Genomic DNA, 26,139 nt, shown 5'->3' on the forward strand with positions numbered 1-26,139 from the left:
ATTTAGCACCGTGCTTTTATTTTCCAGCGCTGCCTTTGCGCAAGACACCAGACTTGATGCGATTAACAAAAAGGCTTACGCTCTGAGCCTGGATTCGACCGCAGCGGATAAAGAACTGTCTTTTTTGTCTAAGGAGCTTCAGGGAAAGACTGTTGTAGCAATTGGTGAGGCTTCGCACGGGACGCACGAGTTTTATGCGCTGAAGACTCGGATGATTGATTACCTGGTGCGGAACTGCGGCTTCAAGGCGATCTTGTTTGAATTTCAGAAAAATATGATTGATCCGCTGAACACATATCTGCAATCGGGAAAAGGAGATCTGAAGGCATTAATGCAGGGTATGGCGCTGTACAATACTAAAGAAATCTATTCGCTTTTTGAGCGGATGCGAAAGTACAATATTGGCAAGGATGCTAGTGAAAGGATAACGCTCGCCGGTGTAGATCGTGAAGAGTACTGGGGTGACCCGATCGGCCGGGATAAGCAGATGGCGGCTAACCTCATCAACTACAATGACAGCACGAAACGGAAGGCGATCCTTTGGACGCATAATGTGCATGCACTGAAGGATACGACGATTGACGCGGAACCTATGGGCTATCATCTGAAGCAGCATTTTGGGGATAAGTTTTACGTGATGGTGTTTGATACCTACCAGGGCACGGTAAATGTGTTGAATAACGGTGCGTTTGAGGCACATGATTTCAAATCCGGAGATGATGGCTTAACGGGGTTGCTGGCACGGGCCGGTCATAAGGTATTTTATCTTCCGGTCCACGGCGCCGCAAATCCATTGGGTACGGAAGTCCGCAAGATCATGAATATTTATTCAAACTGGCAGGAACCGAAGCCGCTCCCGGTGCGACCTGGAGTGGACTTCGATGCGATTATCTTTGTAAAGGATACGAGCGCTTCTGTGAAGTTGGAATAGCCTGTTATTCTTCCAGAAAAGGATAATCGATATATCCTTCTGTACCGCCGCCAAACATGGTGGCCCGGTCGGGTGCGTTGAGCGGTCCGTCCTTTTCAAATCTCTTTGGAAGGTCGGGATTGGCCAGAAAGAGGGTGCCGTAGGAGATGAGCTTAGCGACGCCCTTTTTCAGTTCTGCTTCGCCGGATGCCTTATTGTAGCCGCTGTTTGCAATTACGGTGGTTTTGATTTGTTTGCCGAATAGTTCGATCTCGTCATCTGGCGGGTAACTGGCGACGGGAAACATGGGGCTCCGTTTCATCAGCTCGACATAAGAGAAATCCAGTTGATTGAGCTGATCGATCAGGTATTGGAAGGTTTCGACCGGATTGTCGAACAAAATATCGCCGTAAGGATGAAAAGGTGATAGTTTGATGCCTACTTTGTCCCCTCCTACTGCAGCGATCAGTTCTTCCATGACTTCCAGGACAAAACGGCTCTTATTGGCGATGCTGCCGCCATACTCGTCTGTGCGCTGATTGGCATTGTCTGCCAGGAACTGGTTGGGTAAGTATCCGTTTGCAGAATGCAATTCTACGCCATCAAACCCTGCTGCCATCGCGTTTCTCGCGGCCTGGCCATAATCTTTAACGATGGCTTGAATTTCGTCGATGGTGAGTTCCCTGGGTGTCTCGAAGTCTTGAGGCCCCTGGGAAGTGAAGTGCTTCGACCCGGTGACGGCGACAGGTGACGGAGCTACCGGAAGTGCGCCTTTGCGGTCTATGGAGTGTCCTACTCGGCCGGTGTGCCAGAGCTGCGCAACGATAAGGCCGCCTTTTGCATGAACGGCCCCGGTTACCTTACGCCAGGCTTCGGTCTGTTCAGTTGTGAAGATGCCCGGCGTGAGGGGGCTTCCGATCGCCTGTTCGCTGATGTTGATGGCCTCGGTGAGGATCAGTCCTGCTCCTGCCCGTTGTGTATAATATTCGACGTGGATGTCGCTGACCAGCCCGTTAACGTCTGCACGGCTTCTGGTCATTGCAGACATGACCATGCTGTTTTTGAGATGTAGATTTCCCAGTGTGGTTGTTGTTAAGAGTTTCATGATATTTAGTGTTTACTGATGATTGACAGTGATTAACTTGTTTAAATTGATGTTGTTTGGTTGGGTCAGGCTTTTTGAGTGGTGAGATCAATCGCTATTTTGCCGATGTAGCCTCCTTTTTCGGCATAGGCATAGGCTGCCTGGGTTTGTGAGAACGAAAAGACCTTGCTGACGTGGATCTGAAGCCCGTTTTCTACGGCTTGTAGCAAAGTGCCAATGTTTTCCTGTGACGGCGCAGTGATGAGGGTAATGTGCTTTCTACTCCGGAACAGGTTTTTAATAGGCGTGGTGATTATATCTATTGGTCGCGGAACGGGATCCAGGTATATGCCCCTGGCATTGAGGAGTTGCTTTGCGTTTTGATAGCCCAGTTTACCAGAAAGGTCAATGACGATATCGTACCGGGCTCCCAGGGTAAGTGGATTCTCATTGCGGTAGTCTATGACGGCATCTGCTCCCCATTCCTGGGCATACTCGGTGCCGGCTGTGCTGGTAACCGCAGTAACATTTGCGCCTTTAGCTTTCAGCAATTGCAGCAGGAACATACCGAACCCGCCGGCGGCTCCATTGACGAGTACACGGGTGCTGGAGTCGATGTTGCCCATTTTTCCAAGTGCAGTCACTGCAGCCGCGCCTGCGGTCGGAATTGCCGCAGCCTGGTTTAAAGTGATTTGTGCAGGCTTCTTCCAGATCAGGCTGGCGGGCACGGCGACGTATTCTGCAAGTGCCCCTTCTTTCATGTTGTTTTTGACAACGCCAAATACTTCGTCTCCTTTTTTAAAACCGGATACGGAACTGCCGGTTTCCTCGATGATTCCCGAGAAATCGGTTCCTGTATGTTTGGGAAATCTGGAGCCGGACATCAGTTTCATCTCTCCTTTCCTGATTTTCCAATCTAGTGGATTGATGGAGACGGCGCTGACCTTGATCAATACCTGATCTGGCTGGATGGACGGTATTGACTCTTCTGTGGTTTGCAATACGCTGGTATTGCCGAACGCTTTGTATGCGATTGTTTTCATATGTCTTGAGTTATGAATGAACTACGCAACAAAGATGGTGGGTTGGCGGCTAGTAGACTTGTATCAAATCACTGTTGTGCTTTAAGGCTGTGGGAGGCATTCCGAACATCTGGTACATGTACTTATTCAATTGTGGAAGGTCATAAAAGCCGGAGTAATAGGCGATGTCGGTGAGGGCCTTGTCTTTTTCGGATAGGGTGACGTAGATGGCTTCTCTCAATCGGGTCCAAAGCAGGTATTTGGAGAGGCTGCTGCCGGTTTGCTGTTTGAATAATGAAGCCAGGCGCGAGGGAGAAAGGAAAACCAGGTCTGCAAAGGTTTGCGGGTTGATTGCGCGTTCGAAATAGTTGGCGTTGATGTAGTCGACCATGGTGGTTACCCTTTCGTCGTATTGTGGGGTTGCTGTGTCGGAAGTCAGGGAGGCAATAACGGAATGGGTATCGAATTGTTCCGTTTCCAGTTTGAAATGGTTTTGTATGTCGGCTTTAGAGGTAAATAGGATGCAATCTTGGCCGGGCAGGAAGCTTTCGGATAGCTTGAGACCAACATTGGAATAGGGCTCGATATTTAGCACGCTGAGGCTCCCCTGCTCGGCATTACATAGATGCGTGACCTGGGGTTTGATGATGAAGCCGTAGATGTGCTGGTGGAGCTGGCCATTGATCGTTGAGGTGAATGGCAAGTCGCCCGACAGGACGATCTGGTAGGCCGAATGCTGATGAATTTCTACGGTGAGATTGCGCGCAGTGAGTGCAAGGATAAATGGATTTTTTAATTGGGCTTTCATTGTGTAAATTCACTTCTAAATTAACAATCTATGTCCAAGATTAAGTCAGCATTTTCTACTGATACTCCTGGGGTGACCATCTAACTGTTATGGAACTTATAAACATCATTGCAAAAGTTTTGATCGCGGTTGTCGCGATCGAACACCTGTTCATTTTATGGATGGAAATGTTTGCCTGGGAAACAATTGGGAAAAAGGTATTTAAGAAGGCTATGCCTGAAGAATTATTTAAGCCTACCAAAGGTTTAGCAGCCAATCAGGGATTGTACAATGGTTTTTTGGCAGCAGGGCTGATATGGAGTTTTTTCATTTCCGATCCGGTATGGCAAAAGAACGTTGCGCTGTTTTTCTTAGTATGCGTAATCACTGCGGGTACCTACGGTGCAATCGTGTCCTCTAAAAGAATATTTGTCACCCAAGCATTGCCAGCAATTATTGCTTTGGCGTTTTTGTTGATGACGTAGGGCGAGGGCGGGCTGTACCCGGTAGTCAACTGACATCACAGGCTACCATTTCCCATGTTTGATAACAAAGGTTGACCTAAGGAACATCGATGTGCCGATTGCAGGTAAGAAAACCACAAAAATGAGCCAAACCAACTTCTCTGGTCGGGTCAGGTTTTTGTTTTTGATTACTGCTACAAGTCCATATAAGATGAAACAGAAGATAATGAGGTATATAAGATTAATCAAGAGGCAGTGATTTAGATAGTTAAAAATAGCATTTTCCAGGTAATAGCTGTAAAGAGGATACAAAAGGAAATTATGAGCATTTGAAAACGTAAAAAATATCCATAGGCGATTTTGCTGGGATTTGCAAAAGGTAACCTCAGCTGATCATCTTTGCTTTGATGGGTTAAGTAGTTGACTGCAGGAACAAAAATTATGATAATCGCATAAAATTAATATCTTTAAGAAACTAATGATTGAAAGTATGCAGCCATTTCAGCCAGTGAACCCGATACTACAACTGATCCGCCGAATATTGATCTGGGGAACAGTTGAAGCCCTGTTTCTTCGTTTTTTCCTGAATGTACCATGGGTACTGGTGATGATTTTTGTGACCGGCTTTGTGATGGTTCAGGTGGCAAGGCACTTCTGGAAAGCCAGACGGCTGGCTTCCTGATCAATTGCTCATAACCCGTGCCGGTTCATAAAGGATTTTTCTTCGTCTAAAATATGGTCATCATCGATTGCCGGTGCGGCCTTGATCCCTGCCAGGGAAAGTTCATCCATAATGTCAACAAAATTCTTGTAGCTGGAGCCAGAGGTAGGCTTAATGATGATAAACAGGGGCTTACGGTTATCATTATGATTTGCTAATGCTACTTTTTGCATACTTTCTATAATCGATTTTCTGATCTGATTGAAGTTGGTTATGTCAGGTTTGACCTTTCCGGGCTCACCCACATACCAGGCGATTTTGTCATTTTTTCCAAGCAAAATGGTCATTGTCCTGGACGCAGGCCAAGCCTCCTGCACGCCGCCGTCATCCGGCTTTGCCACATCCATAGCAACGGGCTTTGAAAGTGAAGTGGTCAACATAAAAAAGGTGATCAACAGGAATGCCAGATCAACCATTGCAGTGAGGTCCACTTTAGGGACCGCCCTACTGTTTCGGGATACGCTAAGTTCAGCCATAATCTTTTAGTTTTAGATATCTGAATGATGACACAATCTTCAGAAATCCATACGATTATTCGCTTTATATAGAAAAAAATGCACCCTTATTCTTTGAAAGCGTTACCGATAGCTGGCTTATTGGCCCAGTCAATCCGGTTATTCCTCAGTTGAAACTTCTCCTGAACTCCATTGGCGATAACTCTGTACGCGCCTTGAATAACCTGCTGAAGGACTGCGGATGCTCAAAGCCCAGCGCATAGGCCACCTCACTGACCGATAAGTTTGTGGTGGACAACTTTTCCTTGGCCTTTTCGATGAGCCTTTCATGGATATGCTGCTGCGCGTTCTGCCCGGTCAAGGTCCGCAACATATCGCTCAGGTAACTGGGCGACAGGTTCAACTGCCCGGCAAGATACTGTACAGTTGGAATACCGCGGCTCAGCGCCTGCTCATCTGCAAAATAAGCGGACAGGATTTTTTCGAGCTTTACCAGCAGGTCGCTGTTCACCACCTTCCGGGTAATGAACTGCCGCTTGTAAAACCGTTCCGCATAGGTCAGCAGCAGCTCAATCTGGGCGACGATCATATCCTGGCTCAGCTCGTCGATGCGATTGTCCAGTTCCTCCCCTATGCTTTCGAATATCGCAATGACTTTTGCCTTCTCGCTTTCAGACAGGTGCAGGGCCTCGTTCGCAGCATAGGAGAAGAATCCATATTGCCTGATCTTCTTGGCCAGGGGGTAGTTCCAGAGCAGGTCCGGGTGGATCAATAGCGTATACTGGGAACAGGCACCACTGCTCAGCTCCTCTCCACCACCCATCACCTGCCCCGGAGCGGCAAATAAAAGCCCGCCCTCATCAAAATCATAATGACCCTGGCCGTAGCGGATGCGTCCGCTCAGCCGGGGTTTATAGGAGATCTTATAAAAGCTCAGTACATGTCCACCGGCCGGTGGCCGGACCTCTGCGTCCGTTCCGGTGCCGATCAGGGCCACCAGCGGATGTTTGGGACCGGGTAAGCCCATGGCCTGCAGCGCCTCGGTGAGGGAGCTGAATTTTTTCGGTGCTTGTTCTTCCTTCTTCATTACAATAAAGCTAAGCGTTAGTCATCGCAAAACCAGACTTATTTTTGCGCCGATGCAGAAATCTCGTTCCATTCTTCCCAAACGGCCATCCGTTCCTGGTAAGTCTTCCGGGTCCATTCCAGGTTATGACTGCCCAGGTTGAAGCGCAGCGGCGGATTGCCGGAGTCGACCATTTTGAACAGTGCCTGCGGCGTCGCTTTAGGATCGCCACGTTCCAGCGCCTGCAGGCTTTTGAAGAACTCCGCTTTATAGTCTCCGTAAATATCCATGCCCGCAGCAAATTTCAGCGACTCCTGGCTGCCGAATTCGGTAGCATATGCTCCGGGTTCGATAATGGTTACTTTGATGTTGAACGGTTTCACCTCGGTCGCCAGGCTTTCATGAATGGCTTCGAAGGCCCATTTGGATGAACAATAATAACCGATAACCGGCAGCGTAACGTGGCCGAGGTTGCTGGAAGTACCCAGGATATGGCCATAGCCTTGCTCGCGCAATAAGGGCAGCGCTGCCTGGATGACCGAAACAGGTCCGATCACGTTCGTTTCATACAGCATACGAATGTCATCGGCACTGCTTTCCTCTATTGTTCCTACCAGCGAATAACCTGCATTGTTGAGCACGATATCCAGATGACCGAAATGTGCATATGCTTTTTCTACTGCATCTTTGGCCTGCTTAGCGTCAGTAACGTCCAGTTCGAGCGTCAGTACGCGGTCCCCGTATTTATCGTTCAGGTCGGTAATGCTGCTGAGTTTACGTGCGGTGGCAGCGACCCTGCCGCCACGCTCCAGGGCTGCCTCGGTCCATATCCTGCCAAATCCGCGTGAGGCGCCGGTAATGAACCATGTCTTTGATTGATAAGTTTTTTGTTCCATAGTGGTACAAATGTCCCTATTGTCTTTTCTGGAGAAATAACTGAAACGGGGATGTTTGTAACCGAAACCGGGATGGAATACCCTTGCTCCTATGACTGCCTTAACTTCACAAAGCGCTGGTCCAGGTACTGGACACCTAAAAAGGCGACAACTACTGTGAGAAGGACAAACTTACCTGAGTACAGGATGCGCAATAGCTGTTCAGCGAGCGACGCGTTTAAAATAAACAGCCCGATGAAAACGAGGCAACCGGTCAGCAAACCCCAGGCCACTGCAGCTACCGAAGCCTTAAACTGCCTTGACCGGGCAAATACATGGCGTGTGACCATCGCCGGAAAGCCAAGAGGTAAATCCACTTTAGGTTCTTCCTTCAGGGCCTGCATCAGCAGGCGGTCCAGTTCCTCATTTTTCATATCACTCATGCTTTAAGTAAAGTTCCAGTTTTTCCCTTAATAATTTCTTCGCCCTGAACAGGTAGTTTTTTACTGTGCCCTCCGGCATGCCGGTGATCTCCTCGATCTCCTGGTAGCTGAATTCCTGCAAATGGTACAAGGTCAGCACCGTCCGGTAATTCAAGGGCAGCTGGGCGATCAGGTGGTGCACATAGGCGTTCACGTCCTTCCGGATCAGGATTCGCTCCGGTGTATGCTCTGTAAAATGAAGGTTATCCAGCTCGTCGTTTTCACTGGTGCTTCTGTTCAGTTGGTCATTTTTGTATTTACGCAAATGGTTAACGGAGGTCAGATAGGCGATCCGTGCGATCCAGGTACTCAGTTTAGACTGAAAAGTGAATGTGCCAAGTCCCTTATGTACCTTAATAAATACTTCCTGGCAGACGTCGCTCAGATCGTCTTCATTCCGGATCATCCTGCTGCTCACATGGAGTACCAGCCTTTGATACTGCTCTACCAGGCACTTAAAGGCCCGTGCATCTCCGGCGAGTACTTTACTTACCAATTCCTTTTCAGGTACCATGCGCGAGTAGACACGGGCAATCCGTTTAATGTTGCAAATTTTTTAAAGAAAGTAACTGGAATAAAATATCGTATTTTTCTGCAACATTATAAAAAAGCGGCGTGTCTACTGTGGCAATTGATCACATTTAAAATTTACGATTATGCAATACATGGAAAGTATCACCATCTCAATAGCGTTTTTTGTTACCGTGGCAGTAGTTGTCATCGCTGTTTTGAACTTCATTCTTAAAAACCGGCTGATCAGTTCTGGTCAGACAGACCCTGAGCTGCTCAAAATGCTCAGCAATTCTTTCGACCATCAGCTGGCCTCATTAAAATGGGGCGTTGTCCTGGCCTTTGCCGGACTGGGCCTGGTGGTAATTAATTACATCCCGGATGCCCGTACCCTTGAGTCGCCGCTGCCCTACGGCATCGAATTGCTGTTTCTGGCCATCGGTTTCCAGGTTTACTACCTGCTGGCCATGAAGTCAAAAAAACCATAATCCCTCAAAGGCTCCGACTACACTTACATCATGAGATCATACACGAAATTCCTGCTGATTTTAGCAGGCCTGATCAGTATTGCCTTTTCAGAACCATCGAATGCGCAAACCAAATACGCTGGTTTCAGCATACAAGGGCAATTGATCGACTCGGCAAGCGGCAGGCCCGCATCCTGGGCAACCGTCCGCCTGCTGAACAACAATGCCCAAAATGTCAAAAGTACTACCGCAGACAGTACGGGCAAGTTCCGGATCGGTAGTATCCCCGCAGGCAGATATTCCCTGAATATATCGCAGATTGGATACCAGGACAATACCCTCCGGGTAGACCTGGAAGACACGCTGAAAGCTCAGACCGATCTGGGTATGGTCCGTATCCGGGCCAGCGCGGCACAGCTTAAGGGTGTTGAGGTGCGGGCCATAAGGCCCCTGGTGAAGCAAGAGACCGACCGGCTCGTTTACGATGTCCAGGCAGATCCGGACAGCCGGGGCAACAGCGTACTGGAAATGATGCGAAAGGTACCTTTTGTTTCGCTGGACGGGGAACAGAACCTCCTGCTGAAGAACAGTACGGGTTTCCGGATATTTATCAATGGCAGGCCGTCAGGAATGGTCGAACACAACCCCAGGGAAGTACTCAGAAGCATGCCGGCCGCTACCATTGAAAAGATCGAAGTGATCACCAATCCACCGGCCCGGTATGACGCCGAAGGATTTGCAGGCATCATCAACATCATGATGACGAAAAAAACTGCTGATGGCTACAATGGTACCCTTAACGCTAACGTCAGTCTTCCTGCCGGAGGCCCGGGCCTTGGCGGCAGCTTCAACTTCAAGGCAGGCAAATTCAATGCTTCAGTATTTACAGGTGCGTCTTACAACGAGGTGCCTGCCACTACTCAGTATCTGCAAAGAAATGCCGGGGACGGCAGCTTTCTTGATCAGTCCGGTCAGCACAAATCCAGCGGTAAGACTGGCTATGCCGGTACAGAAATCAGCTACGAGATCAGCGAGGTGCAGTTGCTGTCTGCTCAGTTCAATGCCAACAGGAACTGGTCTGATGCGTTTCAATGGCAACAGTCTGCGCTTACACAAAATGGCGCTTTAATGCAAGGTTACCGCCTGGAAAATGTCTTTAATGGCAACAATGACAATATTGAAGCATCTGTCAATTACCAGCTCGGGTCAAGGACCAGCAAGGCACGCGCCTTTACCTTTTCCTATCGGTATGCTGATTACGAGAATGAGAATGGCAACCGGCTTGCCTTATCCGAACTGGTCAGCTACCCCTATTCGGGTTTCCGGCAAAACAATGAGGCAGGTACCGGCGAACATACCCTCCAGGCCGATTACGTGGATAAATTCGGCGAACTGGGTCTTGAGGCGGGTATAAAGTCCATCCTCCGCAGCAACAACAGTCACTTTACTTATTCATCGGCAGAGGTTACGCGGAATGATTTTAAGCCGACGCAGGATGTATACGCAGCTTATACTTCGTTAGCCTATAAGTTTGGAAAATGGGGCGTTAAGGCCGGGGTAAGGGCTGAGCAGACGATAGTCGGCGGCGACATCGGCCAGGATTACCTCAACGTAGTGCCGTCCCTGTCCATTGGTACCCAGCTATCGGACAAGCACAACCTGAATTTCGGGTTTTCCCAGCGGTTGAAACGCCCGGGCATCAACAGGCTCAACCCCTTTACCGATCGCAGTAATCCCAATGCGGAATTTACAGGCAATCCTGCGCTCAGACCATCTACCATCAACAATGTCATGGCTGGTTATAACTTGAATGGCAAACTGTCCGTTAATCTCGGCCTGACCTGTTCTTTCTTCAACAACCTCGACTTCCGCATCGTTACCTATGACGAAGCCACCAAGGTTACCAGGAGTACTTATGCTAATGTCGGCAAGGGAAAAGCCCTGACTGCAGATCTTTACCTGAATTACACACTGGGCAAAAAGGCAAGCCTGAGCTTCAATGGTAATCTCGCGCTTTTAGATGTCTCTGCTAAAAACGAAATTGTACCGCCAACCGAAGGTGCGTTTCATAATTTTACATTTACTGGCAGCTACCGTCCGCTGGCTGTCTGGCGGTTATCGGGAAATGTCAACGTGGTCGGAAGGTCACCCAGTTCCCGTTCCTTTCAGTCATTTACAGCGTCCCTGGTCAATACCAGCTTTACCAGCAGCCACGAGCTCATTAAGGACAAACTGGACTTTACCGTGACGCTGAACAATCCCTTCTCTAAGTTCCGCACACTGGTAATACTAACGGAGGGCTCTGACTTCACTGAACGCAGCAGCGACCAGTCTTATCTGAGGGCTTACAGGTTCAGTCTCAACTATAAGTTCGGAAAGTTAAAGGAGGGCGTTAAGAAAACCAGGCGTGGCATCAGGAATGATGATGTATCCAACTAAAACTGGCGATCCAGCGTATAATATTTTGAGAGAGCGTTAATTTAGATGGCGGGGCATGGCCAGTAGGCCTCGCTCCGTTTTTTTTTATTACCTGTTAGGCTGAGGTGTAGTCCTCAGGTAAGGTTTGATCACCTTGTGTCCTTTAGGGAATTTTGAAGGGATATCCTCTGTCTTAATGCTGTTGGCGACAACGACATCCTGTCCGTCTTCCCAGTCTGCAGGGGTAGCCACGCTATAATTAGCGGTCAGTTGCAGGGAATCGATTACCCTAAGTACTTCGTTGAAGTTACGGCCGGTTGAAGCCGGATAGGTAAGGGTCAGCTTTACTTTCTTGTCAGGAGAGATCACAAAAAGTGAACGTACGGTCAGGGTATCGGAAGCGTTGGGATGGATCATATCATAAAGATCGGCTACCTTTTTGTCCTCATCTGCAATGATCGGGAACTCTACATTCGTATTCTGTGTCTCGTTGATGTCGTTGATCCAGCCTTTGTGCGATTCTACGGAGTCTACACTTAAGGCAAGTACCTTTACATTCCTTTTTTCGAATTCATTCTTCAGCGAGGCGGTACGGCCAAGTTCAGTAGTACACACTGGTGTATAATCTGCAGGATGTGAGAACAATACTCCCCAGCTATCGCCAAGGTATTCATAGAAGTCAATTTCTCCAATGGAGGTTTTTGCCTGAAAGTTGGGCGCGGTGTCCCCTATTCTTAAACTCATAATTGTTAATTTTTAAAGTTTATAATAATGTCTACAATTTAGGTATAGTAATTAAAATAATTCTCTTTGATTTGTAATATCTTCATCTGGCCTCAGGAATTTAATTTCGGGGATCTTCGCGCCCAGATGTTTGTTGAACTGCTGAATGGTATAGTTTGCAAGGATTGGCGTGTCCTTTTCGTCATGCTGGTGAAGGAAGAAGTATATCTCAGAGAGTCCCTTATCCATCCACAATGCGATTCTTTCTACCCATTCGTCTACCCTTGAAAAATCGGAAGCCTGGTGCTTTTCTCCGTTCCCCACAAAACGGACGAATATCTCGGGTATGGTCACTTCCATATGTACGCAATCCCTCCTGCCGCTTGCATCGGTAATGACGGCACCTTTTCCATAACGGGAGAGCATTTCAAAAAGCCCACTCCTTGCACCCGGATCTGAAAACCACTGAGGGTGTCTGACTTCGACAAAGACTTTCAGGTCTGCTGGCAAGTGTTTAAGATAGTGATCAAGCACATCCAGGTTGTTCGGACCGAAATTATCACCCAGTTGCAGGAAACAGGGGCCCAGAAATTCCCCAAATTCATGTATGCTGGCCAGGTACAGGTCTGTAGGTATCTCGGCGTCCTTCAAACGCTTAATATGGCTGATGGTCCTGGAAAACTTAGGACAGAATACAAACTTATTTGTGGCGTTTCCGGCGGTTTTATCGTACCATTTCCTGATGAGTTCAGGTGCAGGAATACTGTAAAAAACGGCATTAAGTTCTATGGAATTGAAATGTTTTACGTACTCGTCCAGGAAGTTCGCTTCCTTGGTTTTAGGCGGATAAATCATCCCTAACCACTCCTTACGCCCCCATTTGGCGCAGCCTACAAAAAAATGCGGATCGGGCACCTTGCTCCTGTTTAATATCTTTATGGTCTGTGCCCCGTCAGCGGGTAAAGTGAAGTCTACGGATTGCAGTTCTTGATCAGGTAATTTTCCAAAATCCATCTGAAAGGTAATTAAATACAAAACCCCGAAACTAATGTAAAGTTTCGGGGTTTGCCATATATCCTGAAAAGGAATTTCTATTTGTAGACCTTGATCATGAAAACGTAGTCCTTGATCTTCTCGATCTGTTTGGTTTTGCTCAGCCCCTGGAGATTATTCCTTTTGCTGAACGCAACTTTGGTATTCAGCGAATCGTTTGGAATAGAGTTCAGTGCTTCCTGGATGTATTTTGACTTAACTGCGAATGTGGCACCGTCAACCTGGTTCTGCTTTGCACTGATGACACCGATGATATTGCCACGCTGATCCAGTAAGGGACCTCCGCTGTTTCCGGGGTTAACCGGGATGGATACCTGGTATTGAGTGGTATCTCCGTTATAACCGGTCCTGGAACTTACATAGCCTCTTCCGTAAACGGCATCATCTTTCGGAAAGCCGAGGGTGTATACTTCCTCACCCATTCCGATGGTATTTGATTTAAGCCTGTATGGCAGACTGGAAAGTCCTTTAAACTTATCGTCCGTGATCTTCAGGATGGCAAGATCATACTGTGAATCTGTCCTGATGACGCGTACCTTGTAAGGTGTACCGCTATTGTCCACCACAGTGATGGATTCTGCTCCTTCAATAACATGCAGGTTGGTGAGCAGGTAGCCATTGGAGGTAAGTGCGAAACCTGTACCGCCATAATTTGCCGGACGTTCATTCCTGGGCTCCGTGGCAACGGCCGCAGAGGAATTTATCTTTCTGATCAGGCTGCTTTGAGAGTTTTTGATCTTGCCCAGTTCGCTCCGCATCAGTTCCACATTCCCGATCTGCTGAGTGTTCTGGTTAATGGAATACAGCATCGCAAAGGAAAGCAGGATAAATGAAGCGGCAATGCCTATGGTCGCCTTGTTTTTACGCCACATGTTGACGATAAAGGAAGGATGCGGCCTTAATGCCTTACTCAGGGCTTCGACATCAATACTTGCGTGGGCCTGGTCCATTCTGTGCTTTAGCGCTACGGTTTGTCCATAGTCTTTAAGTGATTCGAGGAAGACTTTGTGGGCTACGACCCTATGGTCTATAGACGGGTCCTTGATGCGAAGTGCCTCGAAGGCCTGCATTTCAGCCGGGGTAAGTTTACCGTTCAGATAATCCTCAATAATTGCTTCCAGTTCTATCTCGTTTCTCATTTCACTATGTTTGAAAAAACAACTTCTTTAACCTTTGCAGACATTTATACTTTTGTGTCTTTGCATTATCTGTATTGGTATAACCAAATTTCTCACAGATATCCTGCATAGACAGGTTATGGATATAAAAGTCCTGAATAATGGTCTTGCAAGGTTCTCCAAGATGAAGGAGCGCAGCCTGCATCTGCTCAAACTGCCGGTCTTTCTCTTCATGATGCTCGATGTCTTCATCGACAGCGATCACAACATCTTCGAAGTCGGCGATATTACTGGTCTTCTTACTCTGCTGTGCAAGTTTCTTTAACCAGATTCGCCTGCAAACCGAATAAAGGTAGGTTTTCAACTTACTGCTCAACTCGAAATTGCCGCTTTTAACCTTATTATATACAACGATGATTCCTTCCTGGTAAACATCTTTGGCGTCGTCATCGTCCCCGTTATTGTTCAGTATGAACTGCAACACCATCGGGAAATATCCTGCATACAATCTGTTCAGCACCTCCTCCGAGCCATTCAGTATCCCTAATACAACCTCTCTATCTGTTGGAACTGAACTGCTTAACTTATTATTCACCAATTAATACTTTTATACATGAATGGTAACCCAATGTTAAACAAAAAAAAGATCATTTTTTTGTCACAGCTTCTTTTTAACCCGGAAAAATATACCTTTTCGGGCGTAAAACAGGACCGGATATTTTTTTTTTATTTTTTTCGGGTTACCTGGGTTACCTTTTGCCTTCCGGGGTATTAAGAGTAAAATTAATTAATTATTTAAAACAGAATTAGAAATGAAAAATGCATTTAAATTTGGCTTTTTAGCTTTAGCAATCTCTTTATCAGTAGCTGCTTGTAACTCTGAGAAATCAGGTGAGTCTACAGACACTACAATGACTGACTCTTCTACTATCACTACTGAAGTTGACACTACTGTAACTGACTCAACTGTTAAAGATACAGCTGTAACTACCACTACTACTACTACTGACACCGTTAAGCACTAAGCTAAACTTGACAGATAAAAAAGGCTTCTGATACGTCAGAGGCCTTTTTTATTGCCCTCGTATTTATTATTTGAATAATGTTAACTTTGCGGCTTAAAAAATACCGCAATTCATGACTTTATCTTCTCTCCAGGCCATTTCTCCGGTTGACGGACGTTACCGAAATACTACAAATGCCCTTTCCGGTTACTTTTCAGAATACGCACTGATAAAATACCGTGTGTATGTAGAAATTGAATATTTTATTGCTTTGTGCACTATAAATATTCCGGGGCTGCGGGGTTTTGACCAGGTTAACTTTGACAGACTGCGTGCGATACATGAGCAATTCTCTGAGGAAGATGCACAAGAGATCAAATCAACGGAAAAGATCACCAATCATGACGTAAAGGCGGTAGAGTATTTCATTAAGAAAAGGTTTGACCAGTTTGGCCTTCAGGATTACAAAGAGTTCATCCATTTTGGACTGACTTCGCAGGACATCAACAATACGGCCATTCCGCTGACGGTGAAGCTTGCACTGCAGGAGGTCTACTATCCACAACTGGAGACACTGATCGGTAAGATCAGGGAACTGGCCGGAGAATGGAAAAACGTTCCCCTGCTTGCCCACACCCATGGACAGCCAGCCTCACCTACAAAACTTGGAAAAGAGTTCCTGGTATTTGCTGAAAGGTTGGAAATACAGCTGGACAGCCTGAAAAAGATCCCTAACAGTGCAAAGTTTGGTGGTGCCACAGGCAACTTCAATGCGCATCATATCGCTTATCCGGAAGTGGACTGGGTTTCGTTTTCAAATCACCTGGTAAACGACATACTTGGGCTGCACCGTGCACAGCATACCACCCAGATTGAACATTATGATCAGTTTGCCGCACAGTGTGATGCAATGAAGCGGATCAACAACATCCTTATAGACATGGACCGGGACATCTGGACCTACATCTCCAAGAACTATTTTAAGCAGAAGATCAAGGAAGGCGAAGTGGGTTCTTCGGCCATGCCGCATAAAGTAAATCCTATCGATTTTGAAAATGCGGAAGGCAATGCAGGGATAGCCAATGCACTGTTTGAGTTCTTTGCAGCCAAACTACCGGTATCCAGGTTACAGCGTGACCTTACTGATTCCACTGTATTACGCAATATCGGGGTACCCGTGGCCCATACTCAAATTGCCTTTGCCTCTACGTTAAGGGGCCTGAACAAGCTGCTGTTAAACGAAGAAGCCATAAACACTGATCTTGAAAATAACTGGGCTGTAGTAGCGGAAGCCATCCAGACCGTACTTCGCAGAGAAGCCTATCCGAATCCTTATGAAGCCCTGAAAGACCTTACCCGCACCAATGAGAAGATCACTGCCGCAACGATGTCAGTATTCATTGATGGATTGGATGTGAGCGAAGCGGTGAAACAGGAACTGAAGGAAATTACGCCCTTTAATTATACCGGAATATTCTAGTCCTGATAGCATAAAGGTCTTTAGCGTCATAGGATTATCCTGTCCAGGTGAACTATATAATGACCTAAAACAGACAACGCCGTCAGTCTTTGCATTGGGTAATTATTTATTTTTGTATAAAAAAAAGGAAATGACCATTAACGTATATACAGAACAAACACCAAACCCTGCCACCATGAAGTTCATGGTCAACAAATTACTGATCAACGGCAGTGAAGACTTTGCGACCAGGGAAAGTGCGGAACACTCTCCTTTCGCCAGGGAGTTGTTCAAGTTTAATTTTGTGAACGGGGTATTCTTTGCGAGTAACTTTGTTACGATCACCAAGACGGAAGATGCCGATTGGACAGATATAGAACCGATCCTTAAAGACTTTGTGAAGGGGGCAGTAGAGTCAGAGTACAAGATAAAGGAAGATACTACAGCTGAAAGCCCGGTCTTTGAAGGAACAGACACAGAAATTAAGATACAGCAGATCCTGCATGACTATGTGCGTCCGGCCGTGGAGCAGGACGGTGGTGCCATCAGCTACAAATCGTTCGACGAAGCTGAAGGGGTAGTTACTGTCGAACTGAGAGGTTCCTGCAGCGGATGCCCCTCTTCCACGATCACTTTAAAATCGGGAATACAAAACTTGCTGCAACGCATGGTACCAGAAGTAAAGGAAGTTATTTCCGAAGCATTATAAGAAAAAGGCCGCTTAAGCGGCCTTTTTTATTTGTTGAAGTGCAGGCGCATTTCATCCAGTAATTCTGCCTCTACTTTTCCGTTACCGGCAAGTATTTCCCTTTCTTCTATAAATTCTTCCCCGCCTTTAAAATTTGATACGGTGCCGCCGGCCTGTTGTACCAGGTAGGCACCGGCTGCTACATCCCAGGCATTGAGGTTATATTCGAAAAAAGCATCGAACCTTCCACAAGCCACATAGGCGAGGTCAACTGCGGCAGAACCCATCCGCCTTAAGCCGTGGCACTTTCTCATTAACGAGCCTAGCAAATCCATGTACTGTTCCTGATGTTCAAATGCATAATAGGGGAATCCGGTAGCCAAAAGGCTGTCAGCAAGCCGGGACCTGTCTGATACGCTGATCTTCCTGTTGTTCAGGAAAGCGCCGCCGCCTTTATACGCATAGAACATTTCTGACCTGTTGATCTCATAAACCACTCCGATCACAGGCTGATCTGCTTCATATAAAGCGATACTGATTGAATAAACCGGTATGCCATGAATAAAATTGGTGGTGCCATCCAATGGGTCTATGATCCAGTTGTAGGTCTCCCCTCTGCTGGTTTCGGTCTTTTCCTCAGTGGTGAATCCCGCCTCCGGCAACAGCTTCTTCAGGTTTCTGGTCAGTTGCTTTTCCGCATTCTTGTCTACATAGGAAACCAGGTCATTCAGCCCCTTGGTTTCTATCGCAGAGGCATCGAAGCCCATCGATTCCTTTCTGATGAAATTACCAGTAAGGCGCGCGATCGCGACAACCTTCGTACATAACAGTTCGTAATCCAAATCTTATAGCTAATAATTCTTCAATTTTTCCTTGTTCCTTATGGAATAGGTAACCAGCAACAGTCCTGAAAGGAACAAAAGTACCGAGATCATCTCGGCCTGTGTAAAGCTAAGCCCTCCAACATGGTATTTTGTGTTTACCCTGATCAGTTCGATAAAAAAACGCTCCACACCATTCATCATCAGGTAAATACCAAACATCATGCCCGGCAGCTTGATCCGGTTTCGCAACTTCCATAAGATCAGGAATAAAACAAAACAAACGATGACCTCGTAAATCGGCGTAGGGTAAACGGGCTCGGGGAGTACATTGCAGAATCTGCCGACGCAGCCAGGTATAGGTACACCTTCATTGGCTACGTTATTGGGATAGGTATAGGCCCATAACCAATCGGGAAGCCAGCTGAAAGGTTTGGGATTCAGGTTAACAATCCCCCAATCACCATCTCCTGACATGTGGCAGCCGATCCTTCCCACACTGTAGGCCAGCATCATACCAGGCCCGCCGATATCGAGCATATGCAAAGGCTTGATCCCATTTTTATTTGCAATATAAAGTACCGCGGCACCGCCACAGATCAGGCCGCCATAAAAGGTCAGGCCGCTAAAGGAAAGCAGGCCACCGATCGGATCCTGTACAAAAGTATCCCAGTGTTCAAGATTATCAAATATCTTAGCACCTAAGAACCCCCATACTGCGGCCCAGACGATCAGATTGCTCATCAGTTCATGAGGTTTCTGGATCACCTCAACGTTTTTGGGTTTATCCAGCTTACGGGCCTCTTTCTCTTTATAATCCCAGTAGGCAAAAAGGCCGGCAAAAAATAATCCGCCTAGAAGATTTCCCTTCACCGAGAGCAGTACGGCTTGCGCATCGCTTACCAGTAGCTTGTAGTTGAGCAGGGAATAAACGAGCTTATATCCTATCAGGAAGCCGAAAAGGCCATTCAGCACCAGTTCGCCTGCAGTCGCGGGCTTACCTGTCAGTATTGTCTTTTTTATAAATCTTAAAATGCCCAGTGCTTCCTTACGTTTAAACTCCTCGGTAAAAGCCCAGTACCCGGCAATGAAAGCCAAAGCTACAAATACACCGAAAGTGTTAAAGGGAAGTGGGATCTGAATACCGAAAAGATACTCCAGGAAGTGGGAAACAGTAGGAAACATACGTAAAAAAGTTTTATGCGAATATAGGATTAATGCGCTAAAACCGTTTCGATTTCGGCAACTTCCACTTCGCCTGCTGCACCGATCTCTACCAGTTTGACCAGTTTGACTTCATTGACAAGTACAGGGTCATATTTTGCCCGCACTTTTACATAGTTCCGGCTAAAGCCATGCATAAACCCATCCTTCTGATCATCCTCAAAGAGGACTTCCGCAACTTTTCCGATCTGGGACTCATAAAAGGCCCTGCGTTTTTTGTCTGAAAGAATGTGGAGCATTTTGTTCCGGTCAGCGCGTACGCTCCCGGCAACGCGTTCCTGCATTTCTGCAGCGGCGGTCTGTTCGCGTTCAGAATAGGTAAACACGTGCAGATAAGAAACTTCCAGCTCATTGAGGAACTGGTAAGTGTCCAGAAAGTCCTCCCGGGTCTCACCAGGGAACCCCACAATAACGTCCACACCGATACAGCAATCGGGCATTACCGACTTGATCCTAGCCACCCTTTCCGCGTACAGTTCCCGGCGGTAACGTCTGCGCATTAAACCCAGTACTTTATTGGAACCCGACTGGAGCGGAATGTGAAAATGGGGGACAAAACGTTTAGAGATAGCCACAAAATCAATGATCTCATTAGACAGCAGGTTAGGCTCGATTGAGGAAATTCTGATCCTTTCTATCCCTTCTACTTCATCCAGCGCCCTTACAAGGTCAAAGAAACGGTCCTCCCGCCTGCCATCGCGTATCCCGAAATCGCCCAGGTTTACACCGGTAAGCACAATCTCCTTGACGCCTGAGGCGGCGATTTGCCGCGCACGGTCCATTACGTTTTCTATGGTATCGCTCCTGCTGCCGCCTCTGGCCAGAGGTATGGTGCAATAAGTGCAGGGATAATCGCAGCCATCCTGTACCTTCAAAAATGTACGCGTACGGTCGCCAATGGAATAGGCTGCAATGAAGTTATGGTTTACCTTTTCGATGTTCTGCTGATGGATAACGGCTTTTGGCTGCTTGGTGAGGTCGGAAATAAACTCTACGATACGGAATTTCTCCGCTGCGCCAAGCACCATATCTACGCCCTCGATCTCCGCAATTTCGGCGGGCTTTAACTGGGCATAACAGCCCACGATCGTTATATAGGCGTCAGGAGAATATTTCAGGGCCTCCTTCACTACCTTGCGGCACTTTCTGTCTGCGTGTTCAGTAACTGAACAGGTATTGATCACATACACATCCGCACCATCCGTAAACGCTACCACGCGATAACCTGCATCCGTAAACAACCTGCCTATGGTGGAGGTCTCTGAAAAATTCAGCTTGCAGCCCAGCGTGTAAAATGCAACCGTCTTCATTTAGCCCGCAAAGATAACAAAACTATTCGTTCCACCGAAAGCTGTCCTGTTCCAGTCCTGCCAGGTCGACTACCCTGCTGACTACAGTTTGAGCGACATCTTCAATGGTCTTGGGCAAGGCATAAAAGGAAGGACTCGCAGGACAAATGATCCCTCCGGCTTCGGTGACCGCCTTCATGTTGTTGATATGGATCAGGTTAAGCGGCGTATCTCTGACCACGGCAATCAATTTCCGCCTTTCCTTAAGCATCACATCCGCTGCACGGGAAATCAGGTCGTTGGATATTCCATGTGCAATACGGCCCAGAGTTCCCATCGAGCATGGAATAATAATCATAGTGTCAAATTTTGCAGAGCCTGAAGCAAATGGCGCATTAAAGTCCATTTTATGATAAAAATCGAAAGGATAACTGTCATACAGATCATTGCCCAGTTCATACTGCCATACTTCCCTGGCATTGTCAGACATAACTACGCCTACGCTGGCTATCTGCGCTTCCAGTGCTGTTAGATTATCCAGCATCAATTTGGCATAAATGGCCCCGCTTGCACCCGTAACCGCAATAACTATTTTTCTTTTGCCCATCCTTACTATAATATTAAAAAGCGGTTGATGCCGCCGGAACTCCTTATAAAAACAAAAAAAGGGCCGAAAAATTACTTTTCGACCCTACATCTACCTATGAAAAACATACCCCTTTGAAAGGGTAAGCTCAAATGTAATATCTTTTTTTCAATAAATGAAAGTTTAAACACAGTTTTTTGTACGACTGCACACAGGTTTTATTCAGCAAACTTTCACCGTCAATAAGCGTTAACCATTAAGATAAACATACATTATGGACAAAAAAACAAATGAGTATTTCGATATCGAACTCGAAGATCACGATAAGAAGATCAGTGTCTCAGTGCACCGCAATGAAACTACAGACGGCTCCCCCTTTTTTGAACTTGAACTGGGCGGTAAAAAGGTACAACTCCGTAAAGAAGAACAATGGCAGGTCATCTGGGGTGAGATACCTCAGCATGAAATCGACAGGATCGGCAGGGCCATTGACCAAAAGATACAGACCTCTGCCTTATAATACAAGTACCCGTTCCGGATTGGCGATGCAGTCCTCAACTTCCCTGAGCAGGTAGTTGATTTCAAAGGGTTTAGCGACGAAGGCGTTGCAGCCGTAACTACCCAGGGAGAGCAGCACTTGAGGATAAGCAGAACAGATGACCACAGGAACGTTTGCTGTAGTAGGTTCGCGTTTCAGTTGTGCACACAGCTCGCCACCGTTTATACCCGGCAGCAGATAATCCAGCAATACTACATCTGGCTTGTGTTTGTCAAATACAGCAAAAATATCATCCACATGCTGATATGCATAGGTCTGATATCCATTGCCCTCAAAGATCTCCTCTAACAGCTGTAACAGCGATTGATCATTCTCGATGATCAGGATCCGCTTTGGCTCACGCGCATTCATTTCAACAATAATATCCTGTAATGGCTTAGGATAACAATTCCTCCCAGTGTTTGTTTTGCACTTTTAAAATTCAGCATTATTGGCACAAAAAAGACCCATTACTTAAAATATGCGTATATTATTACTATTATTCTTATTTTTAACGACACACCAAATTAAACCTGACCAACCTATGAAGCCGCAGTTGCTCAAAGTTTCTAACCACCCAGTCAACTCCTTTAATGCAAGAAGGGACAACGTACCTTACATTAACAACCGCTGGCATTATCATTCCGAAGTAGAACTTATCTATTTTAAAAAGGGTAACGGGACTCAATTTATTGGGGACAGCATTAAGCGTTTCCGTTCAGGCGACGTGATTTTGGTAGGTGCGCACCTTCCCCATTACTGGAAATTCGATGAAACTTACTTCAGCGAAGACCAGAAAAATAACGCGGATGTAATCGTTGTGCATTTCAATGAAAGCTTCTGGGGAAGTACGTTCCTTAACCTTCCCGAAAACAAGCCACTTAAGACCATCCTGGAAAAAGCGCAACGGGGTGTCGTGGTACAGGAGAAAAGCAAGAAACCTATCGGGGAAATGATTGAGTCCATTCTTTTCTCTGAAGGCCCCAGGCGGTTGCTCTTGCTCATTGAGTCGCTCCTGGCCATAGAGGCAAACGCAAACCCAAATTTACTGTCTTCAATTGGTTTCCGTCACAATTTTGAGGAAACGGAGAAGGACCGTATCAATGCCATTTATAATTATTCCCTTACCAATTTCAAGCGTAAGATCCCCATGGAAGAGATGGCGGCAGTGGCCAACATCAGTCCGAATTCATTCTGCCGGTATTTCAAATCGAGAACACGTAAAACGTATACGCAGTTTATCAGCGAAATACGTGTCGGCCATGCCTGCAAATTATTGATCGAAGACAACATGAACGTGAAGCAGATCTGTTATGAAAGTGGTTTTCAAAACTTTGCCAGTTTCCACAAGCATTTTAAGATGATTACCGGAAAAAGCCCGCTAAGCTACCAGAAGTCATTCCTTCAGAAAGGTTAACGGCCCATCCAGCCTCCGTCAACAGTCAGGACAGTGCCATGAATATAAGCGGAAGCCTCTGAAGCAAGAAAAACCACTGGCCCCCTGAAGTCATCCGGATTGCCCCATCTGCCTGCGGGTATACGTTCCAGGATTGCCCGGCTGCGCAGCTCGTCCGCCCTTAAAGCAGCTGTGTTATCTGTCGAAATATAACCAGGCGCAATAGCGTTGACATTTACTCCTCTTCCGGCCCACTCATTGGCAAAGGCTTTGGTCAGCTGACCTATTGCACCCTTACTTGCTGCATATCCCGGTACATTTATGCCTCCCTGAAAGGTAAGCAGTGAAGCGGTAAAAATAATTTTTCCTGTACCTCGGCGCACCATCTCCGCTCCTATTTCCCGGCTTAATATGAAAGGTGCGGTCTGGTTCACGGCAATAACTTCGTCCCAATATTCATCGGGATGTTCAGCAGCGGGTTTCCGCTGTATCATACCTGCATTGTTCACCAGGATGTCAATAACAGGGTGGTCGGCCTTAACTGCATTACAAAACGCCTTCAGTGAATTTCTGTTTCCGAAGTCGCACCGGTAAGCATAAAATCTCCTTCCCGCAGCTTCAACGGCCTGCGCGATTTCACTATTTTGCAGTTCCATGTTAGTGGAAACGCCGATAATATCTGCCCCGGCGTCTGCAAGTGCCTCAGCCATTGCTTTTCCAATCCCCTTATTACAGCCCGTAACCAGGGCCAGTCTGCCATTTAAATTAAAAAGTTCTGATACTGGCATGATTAAAATTATTTTAATACCCTAACAATTACCGGTTTCCGTAACCCTTCTGAAAACCGCTCAAGATAGGCAAACCACAAGGCATGGTCTGTGATATGGCCTGCCTTATTCCAGGCTGATCCATGGTAATAGACCAGTGGCTGACCTGGTTTTGCATCAACATGCATCAGGAAATGCTTCTTGTCCTCATCTATTCTTAAGGGACTTACCTGACAGATCACGCCTATCCCCGTGTGGCCATCCTGCCCGTGTTCAGGTTCCCAATATCCAAGTATGCCGGATTTCTCCCGCATCAATACCCTCCCTTCTCCTTCACGCTTAACGATACCGACAACGGCTGGCAGTTCCTTTCCGCTGAATTTGTAGGCGACCTCTACACGGTTCATGTACGAGCCTGCATCCAGCGAAATGGTCTTGGTCACCGAAACCGGTTTGCCAGCCACATCCCAATTTTCATAGCCAAGCTGAAAAGTAAACCTCAGAGGTCCGTTCTCCAGTATCTTCCAGCTCCGGTAATTGCCTGAATAATAGATAGAGTCTTTATTAAAGGGAGCGATATCGCCTGCACCCAGTGTAAATCCGACACTATAATAATCCATACCCTCTCCATGATCGGTATGATAATCGCCGCGTTTATACCAATCGTCAATGATCAGGCGTTCCGTCCGCTTTACCCAGACATCTGTACCAAAGGCATTATCCTTTCTGTTTTCCAGAGCTTTTCCATACATGCGGTGCGCCACCTTGTCATTTTCCCAGGCAAAATCATCGAACCTTTCCGGCACATACCGGCCATATACCTTACTGTCAAAAAACATAGCCTTACCCGTCAGTACAGTCAGTTTCATTTTCTCATGCGGGGCCAGTTTCAATTGCAGCAGCAACCTGCGCTTACCACCGGCATTCCCGTTTTCCAGTTGCCATGGTACTTCTGCTCCTGTGGCATCGACAACCTTAAAATTTGCCGGGTCTATGGCAGGATTTCTTTTAATCAGCGCTGACCATTGAACCTCCGCCAGCTCACTGCGATCAAGAGCCGAAGGATTCTCAACCGCCAACACCGCCATCACCTTATCCTGTGATCGGAGTTCGGCACCGGCTGAAAGCGCAAACAACAACAATAAAGACAGGTATCTTTTCATGCATTTACCTCAGTTCCGTTACCGCACAATGGTCCATATCGCCGTAATCGAGATTCTCACCTGCCATTCCCCAGATAAAAGTATAGTTTGATGTACCTGATCCAGCATGCACTGACCAGTCCGGAGAGATCACCGCCTGTTCATTCTGCACCCATATATGCCTGGTTTCCAAAGGATCTCCCATAAAATGACAGATTGCCTGACCATCCGGAACCTCAAAATAAAAGTACACTTCCATCCTCCTGTCATGCGTATGCGGAGGCATGGTATTCCAAACGCTCCCCTCCTTTAATTCTGTCATGCCCATCTGGAGCTGGCAGGTCTTCACTACGCTATTTACGATCAGTTTATTGATGGTACGTTTGTTTGCAGTTTCGGCAGCACCAAGTTCAACCACTTCGGCATTTTCCTTTGATACCTTCACAGCTGGGTAAGCGGTATGCGCCGGTGCGCTGTTGATATAAAATTTCGCCGGTCTTTCCGGATCATCCGAGATAAAAGATACCGCTTTGGTACCCCGGCCTATATATAGAGCTTCCTTATAATTCAGGTCATAAGACTTTCCATCTGCAACCACTTTTCCGCTGCCGCCTATGTTGATCACCCCAAGTTCCCGTCTTTCCAGAAAATAATCTGCCTTTAGTGCTTCCGGGGCCACAAGGCCTATGTGGCCCTCAACCGGCATAATGCCTCCTGCAATATACCGGTCATAATGACTGAGGGTAAGACAGACACTATCGGGTTTAAATAAAGAGGTGATCAGAAAATTAGTTCTTAATTCCTCTGTATCCATTCCCCTGACCTCCCTTGGGCTGCAGGCAAAACGCCCTTCAAAATATGTTTTCATTTGTCAACTGGATGCTGTGTTTTGGTTTTATAACAATGCAGGTTCCTGAAGCGCAAGCTACTCATATTTTTCAAGTTACCGAAAACGGGCAGCTTCCGGTCATAAAACCACAAAACCTTGCTAAAATCGTATAATTTTTAGCCAAAAACGTAGAATTTCAGGTTTGTTTAAGCTTTACTTTTACCGCCCATACTCAACCAGA

Annotated in this window: 30 protein-coding genes; 9 read left to right on the forward strand and 21 right to left on the reverse strand. The window is 46.8% G+C overall.

Annotated features, from left to right (window positions below; all coding sequences use genetic code 11):
- Positions 1-10 precede the first annotated feature (10 nt).
- Positions 11-931 carry an erythromycin esterase family protein gene (locus tag P2W84_RS11710; RefSeq protein WP_276090324.1) on the forward strand — a complete coding sequence of 307 codons (921 nt, stop codon included), beginning with the start codon at positions 11-13 and terminating at the stop codon, positions 929-931.
- A gap of 4 nt (positions 932-935) precedes the next feature.
- Here the strand turns inward: P2W84_RS11710 and P2W84_RS11715 are convergent, their stop codons facing one another.
- From P2W84_RS11715 to P2W84_RS11725, 3 genes are all read right to left on the reverse strand, one after another.
- Positions 936-2,015: an alkene reductase gene (locus P2W84_RS11715; RefSeq protein ID WP_276090325.1), complete on the reverse strand. Its 1,080-nt coding sequence runs from the start codon at positions 2,013-2,015 to the stop codon at positions 936-938.
- A gap of 65 nt (positions 2,016-2,080) precedes the next feature.
- Positions 2,081-3,037 (reverse strand): NAD(P)-dependent alcohol dehydrogenase, encoded by a 957-nt coding sequence (locus P2W84_RS11720; protein WP_276090326.1) that lies wholly within the window; start codon positions 3,035-3,037, stop codon positions 2,081-2,083.
- Positions 3,038-3,086: 49 nt separating this feature from the next.
- Positions 3,087-3,824: an AraC family transcriptional regulator gene (locus P2W84_RS11725; protein ID WP_276090327.1), complete on the reverse strand. Its 738-nt coding sequence runs from the start codon at positions 3,822-3,824 to the stop codon at positions 3,087-3,089.
- Positions 3,825-3,913: 89 nt separating this feature from the next.
- Here P2W84_RS11725 and P2W84_RS11730 point away from each other — a divergent pair, with 89 nt between their 5' ends.
- Both P2W84_RS11730 and P2W84_RS11735 read left to right on the forward strand, forming a co-directional pair.
- A complete protein-coding gene (locus tag P2W84_RS11730) occupies positions 3,914-4,288 on the forward strand; it encodes a DUF1304 domain-containing protein (protein WP_276090328.1) in 375 nt (124 codons plus the stop codon).
- A 469-nt stretch (positions 4,289-4,757) separates the two neighbouring features.
- The gene (locus tag P2W84_RS11735) at positions 4,758-4,949 is read left to right on the forward strand and encodes a hypothetical protein (RefSeq protein WP_276090329.1); all 192 of its coding nucleotides are present in this window, start codon (positions 4,758-4,760) and stop codon (positions 4,947-4,949) included.
- Positions 4,950-4,957: 8 nt separating this feature from the next.
- On the opposite strand, the gene P2W84_RS11740 is transcribed toward P2W84_RS11735, so the two are convergent.
- From P2W84_RS11740 to P2W84_RS11760, 5 genes are all read right to left on the reverse strand, one after another.
- Positions 4,958-5,464 carry a biopolymer transporter ExbD gene (locus P2W84_RS11740; RefSeq protein ID WP_276090330.1) on the reverse strand — a complete coding sequence of 169 codons (507 nt, stop codon included), beginning with the start codon at positions 5,462-5,464 and terminating at the stop codon, positions 4,958-4,960.
- A gap of 145 nt (positions 5,465-5,609) precedes the next feature.
- Positions 5,610-6,530: a helix-turn-helix transcriptional regulator gene (locus P2W84_RS11745; protein WP_276090331.1), complete on the reverse strand. Its 921-nt coding sequence runs from the start codon at positions 6,528-6,530 to the stop codon at positions 5,610-5,612.
- A gap of 38 nt (positions 6,531-6,568) precedes the next feature.
- Complete coding sequence (locus tag P2W84_RS11750) at positions 6,569-7,405, reverse strand: SDR family NAD(P)-dependent oxidoreductase (protein WP_276090332.1); 837 nt, start codon at positions 7,403-7,405, stop codon at positions 6,569-6,571.
- An 89-nt stretch (positions 7,406-7,494) separates the two neighbouring features.
- Positions 7,495-7,827, reverse strand: a complete 333-nt coding sequence (locus P2W84_RS11755) for a hypothetical protein (protein WP_276090333.1) — start codon at positions 7,825-7,827, stop codon at positions 7,495-7,497.
- A complete protein-coding gene (locus P2W84_RS11760) occupies positions 7,820-8,380 on the reverse strand; it encodes a sigma-70 family RNA polymerase sigma factor (protein ID WP_276090334.1) in 561 nt (186 codons plus the stop codon). Before P2W84_RS11760 ends, P2W84_RS11755 begins: the two co-directional genes overlap by 8 nt.
- 142 nt (positions 8,381-8,522) lie before the next feature.
- On the opposite strand from P2W84_RS11760, the gene P2W84_RS11765 reads away from it, so the two are divergent.
- Both P2W84_RS11765 and P2W84_RS11770 read left to right on the forward strand, forming a co-directional pair.
- The gene (locus tag P2W84_RS11765; RefSeq protein ID WP_276090335.1) at positions 8,523-8,864 is read left to right on the forward strand and encodes a hypothetical protein; all 342 of its coding nucleotides are present in this window, start codon (positions 8,523-8,525) and stop codon (positions 8,862-8,864) included.
- Positions 8,865-8,894: 30 nt separating this feature from the next.
- A complete protein-coding gene (locus P2W84_RS11770) occupies positions 8,895-11,282 on the forward strand; it encodes an outer membrane beta-barrel protein (RefSeq protein ID WP_276090336.1) in 2,388 nt (795 codons plus the stop codon).
- An 87-nt stretch (positions 11,283-11,369) separates the two neighbouring features.
- On the opposite strand, the gene P2W84_RS11775 is transcribed toward P2W84_RS11770, so the two are convergent.
- The 5 genes from P2W84_RS11775 to P2W84_RS18000 form a co-directional block, all read right to left on the reverse strand.
- The gene (locus P2W84_RS11775; RefSeq protein WP_276090337.1) at positions 11,370-12,005 is read right to left on the reverse strand and encodes a peroxiredoxin; all 636 of its coding nucleotides are present in this window, start codon (positions 12,003-12,005) and stop codon (positions 11,370-11,372) included.
- Between the two features lie 51 nt (positions 12,006-12,056).
- Complete coding sequence (locus P2W84_RS11780; RefSeq protein WP_276090338.1) at positions 12,057-12,998, reverse strand: DUF72 domain-containing protein; 942 nt, start codon at positions 12,996-12,998, stop codon at positions 12,057-12,059.
- A 77-nt stretch (positions 12,999-13,075) separates the two neighbouring features.
- Positions 13,076-14,176 (reverse strand): serine protease, encoded by a 1,101-nt coding sequence (locus tag P2W84_RS11785; RefSeq protein ID WP_276090339.1) that lies wholly within the window; start codon positions 14,174-14,176, stop codon positions 13,076-13,078.
- Between the two features lie 4 nt (positions 14,177-14,180).
- Entirely contained in the window at positions 14,181-14,750 is a 570-nt protein-coding gene (locus tag P2W84_RS11790) for a sigma-70 family RNA polymerase sigma factor (RefSeq protein WP_276090340.1), read from the reverse strand.
- A 192-nt stretch (positions 14,751-14,942) separates the two neighbouring features.
- A complete protein-coding gene (locus P2W84_RS18000; protein WP_346348960.1) occupies positions 14,943-15,167 on the reverse strand; it encodes a hypothetical protein in 225 nt (74 codons plus the stop codon).
- A gap of 125 nt (positions 15,168-15,292) precedes the next feature.
- On the opposite strand from P2W84_RS18000, the gene purB reads away from it, so the two are divergent.
- Together purB and P2W84_RS11805 are read left to right on the forward strand one after the other, a co-directional pair.
- Entirely contained in the window at positions 15,293-16,639 is a 1,347-nt protein-coding gene (gene purB / locus P2W84_RS11800) for an adenylosuccinate lyase (RefSeq protein ID WP_276090342.1), read from the forward strand.
- A gap of 130 nt (positions 16,640-16,769) precedes the next feature.
- Positions 16,770-17,327: a NifU family protein gene (locus tag P2W84_RS11805; protein ID WP_276090343.1), complete on the forward strand. Its 558-nt coding sequence runs from the start codon at positions 16,770-16,772 to the stop codon at positions 17,325-17,327.
- A 26-nt stretch (positions 17,328-17,353) separates the two neighbouring features.
- Here P2W84_RS11805 and P2W84_RS11810 read toward each other — a convergent pair whose 3' ends face one another.
- From P2W84_RS11810 to P2W84_RS11825, 4 genes are read right to left on the reverse strand one after another with little or no spacing between them, the layout of a single operon-like run.
- Positions 17,354-18,148, reverse strand: coding sequence for an inositol monophosphatase family protein (locus tag P2W84_RS11810; protein WP_276090344.1), 795 nt, complete (start codon positions 18,146-18,148; stop codon positions 17,354-17,356).
- 9 nt (positions 18,149-18,157) lie between these two features.
- On the reverse strand, positions 18,158-19,312 hold the full coding sequence (locus tag P2W84_RS11815; RefSeq protein WP_276090345.1) for a prolipoprotein diacylglyceryl transferase family protein: 1,155 nt from the start codon (positions 19,310-19,312) through the stop codon (positions 18,158-18,160).
- A 29-nt stretch (positions 19,313-19,341) separates the two neighbouring features.
- Positions 19,342-20,661 carry a tRNA (N(6)-L-threonylcarbamoyladenosine(37)-C(2))-methylthiotransferase MtaB gene (mtaB, locus tag P2W84_RS11820; RefSeq protein ID WP_276090346.1) on the reverse strand — a complete coding sequence of 440 codons (1,320 nt, stop codon included), beginning with the start codon at positions 20,659-20,661 and terminating at the stop codon, positions 19,342-19,344.
- 22 nt (positions 20,662-20,683) lie between these two features.
- Positions 20,684-21,247, reverse strand: coding sequence for a UbiX family flavin prenyltransferase (locus tag P2W84_RS11825; RefSeq protein WP_276090347.1), 564 nt, complete (start codon positions 21,245-21,247; stop codon positions 20,684-20,686).
- A gap of 253 nt (positions 21,248-21,500) precedes the next feature.
- Between P2W84_RS11825 and P2W84_RS11830 the strand changes: the two genes are divergently transcribed.
- On the forward strand, positions 21,501-21,746 hold the full coding sequence (locus P2W84_RS11830) for a hypothetical protein (RefSeq protein ID WP_276090348.1): 246 nt from the start codon (positions 21,501-21,503) through the stop codon (positions 21,744-21,746).
- Here the strand turns inward: P2W84_RS11830 and P2W84_RS11835 are convergent.
- A complete protein-coding gene (locus P2W84_RS11835) occupies positions 21,741-22,136 on the reverse strand; it encodes a response regulator (protein ID WP_276090349.1) in 396 nt (131 codons plus the stop codon). The genes P2W84_RS11830 and P2W84_RS11835 overlap by 6 nt on opposite strands.
- A 172-nt stretch (positions 22,137-22,308) precedes the next feature.
- On the opposite strand from P2W84_RS11835, the gene P2W84_RS11840 reads away from it, so the two are divergent.
- On the forward strand, positions 22,309-23,181 hold the full coding sequence (locus tag P2W84_RS11840) for an AraC family transcriptional regulator (protein ID WP_276090350.1): 873 nt from the start codon (positions 22,309-22,311) through the stop codon (positions 23,179-23,181).
- Here the strand turns inward: P2W84_RS11840 and P2W84_RS11845 are convergent.
- From P2W84_RS11845 to kduI, 3 genes are read right to left on the reverse strand one after another with little or no spacing between them, the layout of a single operon-like run.
- Positions 23,178-23,948, reverse strand: a complete 771-nt coding sequence (locus P2W84_RS11845) for an SDR family oxidoreductase (RefSeq protein ID WP_276090351.1) — start codon at positions 23,946-23,948, stop codon at positions 23,178-23,180. The genes P2W84_RS11840 and P2W84_RS11845 overlap by 4 nt on opposite strands.
- Before the next feature lie 8 nt (positions 23,949-23,956).
- Positions 23,957-25,090, reverse strand: a complete 1,134-nt coding sequence (locus P2W84_RS11850) for a DUF4861 family protein (RefSeq protein WP_276090352.1) — start codon at positions 25,088-25,090, stop codon at positions 23,957-23,959.
- 4 nt (positions 25,091-25,094) lie between these two features.
- Positions 25,095-25,937 carry a 5-dehydro-4-deoxy-D-glucuronate isomerase gene (gene kduI / locus P2W84_RS11855; RefSeq protein WP_276090353.1) on the reverse strand — a complete coding sequence of 281 codons (843 nt, stop codon included), beginning with the start codon at positions 25,935-25,937 and terminating at the stop codon, positions 25,095-25,097.
- Positions 25,938-26,139: the final 202 nt, after the last annotated feature.

The sequence above is a fragment of the Pedobacter sp. JY14-1 genome (genome assembly GCF_029269825.1).
Classification (GTDB): Bacteria; Bacteroidota; Bacteroidia; order Sphingobacteriales; family Sphingobacteriaceae; genus Pedobacter.

Bases quoted from the DNA above. Each gene is read 5' to 3' on its own strand.
- P2W84_RS11715 (WP_276090325.1), bottom strand. From the start codon at position 2,015: ATGAAACTCTTAACAACAACCACACTGGGAAATCTACATCTCAAAAAC.
- P2W84_RS11720 (WP_276090326.1), bottom strand. From the start codon at position 3,037: ATGAAAACAATCGCATACAAAGCGTTCGGCAATACCAGCGTATTGCAA.
- P2W84_RS11725 (WP_276090327.1), bottom strand. From the start codon at position 3,824: ATGAAAGCCCAATTAAAAAATCCATTTATCCTTGCACTCACTGCGCGC.
- P2W84_RS11730 (WP_276090328.1), top strand. From the start codon at position 3,914: ATGGAACTTATAAACATCATTGCAAAAGTTTTGATCGCGGTTGTCGCG.
- P2W84_RS11735 (WP_276090329.1), top strand. From the start codon at position 4,758: ATGCAGCCATTTCAGCCAGTGAACCCGATACTACAACTGATCCGCCGA.
- P2W84_RS11740 (WP_276090330.1), bottom strand. From the start codon at position 5,464: ATGGCTGAACTTAGCGTATCCCGAAACAGTAGGGCGGTCCCTAAAGTG.
- P2W84_RS11745 (WP_276090331.1), bottom strand. From the start codon at position 6,530: ATGAAGAAGGAAGAACAAGCACCGAAAAAATTCAGCTCCCTCACCGAG.
- P2W84_RS11750 (WP_276090332.1), bottom strand. From the start codon at position 7,405: ATGGAACAAAAAACTTATCAATCAAAGACATGGTTCATTACCGGCGCC.
- P2W84_RS11755 (WP_276090333.1), bottom strand. From the start codon at position 7,827: ATGAGTGATATGAAAAATGAGGAACTGGACCGCCTGCTGATGCAGGCC.
- P2W84_RS11760 (WP_276090334.1), bottom strand. From the start codon at position 8,380: ATGGTACCTGAAAAGGAATTGGTAAGTAAAGTACTCGCCGGAGATGCA.
- P2W84_RS11765 (WP_276090335.1), top strand. From the start codon at position 8,523: ATGCAATACATGGAAAGTATCACCATCTCAATAGCGTTTTTTGTTACC.
- P2W84_RS11770 (WP_276090336.1), top strand. From the start codon at position 8,895: ATGAGATCATACACGAAATTCCTGCTGATTTTAGCAGGCCTGATCAGT.
- P2W84_RS11775 (WP_276090337.1), bottom strand. From the start codon at position 12,005: ATGAGTTTAAGAATAGGGGACACCGCGCCCAACTTTCAGGCAAAAACC.
- P2W84_RS11780 (WP_276090338.1), bottom strand. From the start codon at position 12,998: ATGGATTTTGGAAAATTACCTGATCAAGAACTGCAATCCGTAGACTTC.
- P2W84_RS11785 (WP_276090339.1), bottom strand. From the start codon at position 14,176: ATGAGAAACGAGATAGAACTGGAAGCAATTATTGAGGATTATCTGAAC.
- purB (WP_276090342.1), top strand. From the start codon at position 15,293: ATGACTTTATCTTCTCTCCAGGCCATTTCTCCGGTTGACGGACGTTAC.
- P2W84_RS11805 (WP_276090343.1), top strand. From the start codon at position 16,770: ATGACCATTAACGTATATACAGAACAAACACCAAACCCTGCCACCATG.
- P2W84_RS11815 (WP_276090345.1), bottom strand. From the start codon at position 19,312: ATGTTTCCTACTGTTTCCCACTTCCTGGAGTATCTTTTCGGTATTCAG.
- mtaB (WP_276090346.1), bottom strand. From the start codon at position 20,661: ATGAAGACGGTTGCATTTTACACGCTGGGCTGCAAGCTGAATTTTTCA.
- P2W84_RS11825 (WP_276090347.1), bottom strand. From the start codon at position 21,247: ATGGGCAAAAGAAAAATAGTTATTGCGGTTACGGGTGCAAGCGGGGCC.
- P2W84_RS11830 (WP_276090348.1), top strand. From the start codon at position 21,501: ATGGACAAAAAAACAAATGAGTATTTCGATATCGAACTCGAAGATCAC.
- P2W84_RS11835 (WP_276090349.1), bottom strand. From the start codon at position 22,136: ATGAATGCGCGTGAGCCAAAGCGGATCCTGATCATCGAGAATGATCAA.
- P2W84_RS11840 (WP_276090350.1), top strand. From the start codon at position 22,309: ATGAAGCCGCAGTTGCTCAAAGTTTCTAACCACCCAGTCAACTCCTTT.
- P2W84_RS11845 (WP_276090351.1), bottom strand. From the start codon at position 23,948: ATGCCAGTATCAGAACTTTTTAATTTAAATGGCAGACTGGCCCTGGTT.
- P2W84_RS11850 (WP_276090352.1), bottom strand. From the start codon at position 25,090: ATGAAAAGATACCTGTCTTTATTGTTGTTGTTTGCGCTTTCAGCCGGT.
- kduI (WP_276090353.1), bottom strand. From the start codon at position 25,937: ATGAAAACATATTTTGAAGGGCGTTTTGCCTGCAGCCCAAGGGAGGTC.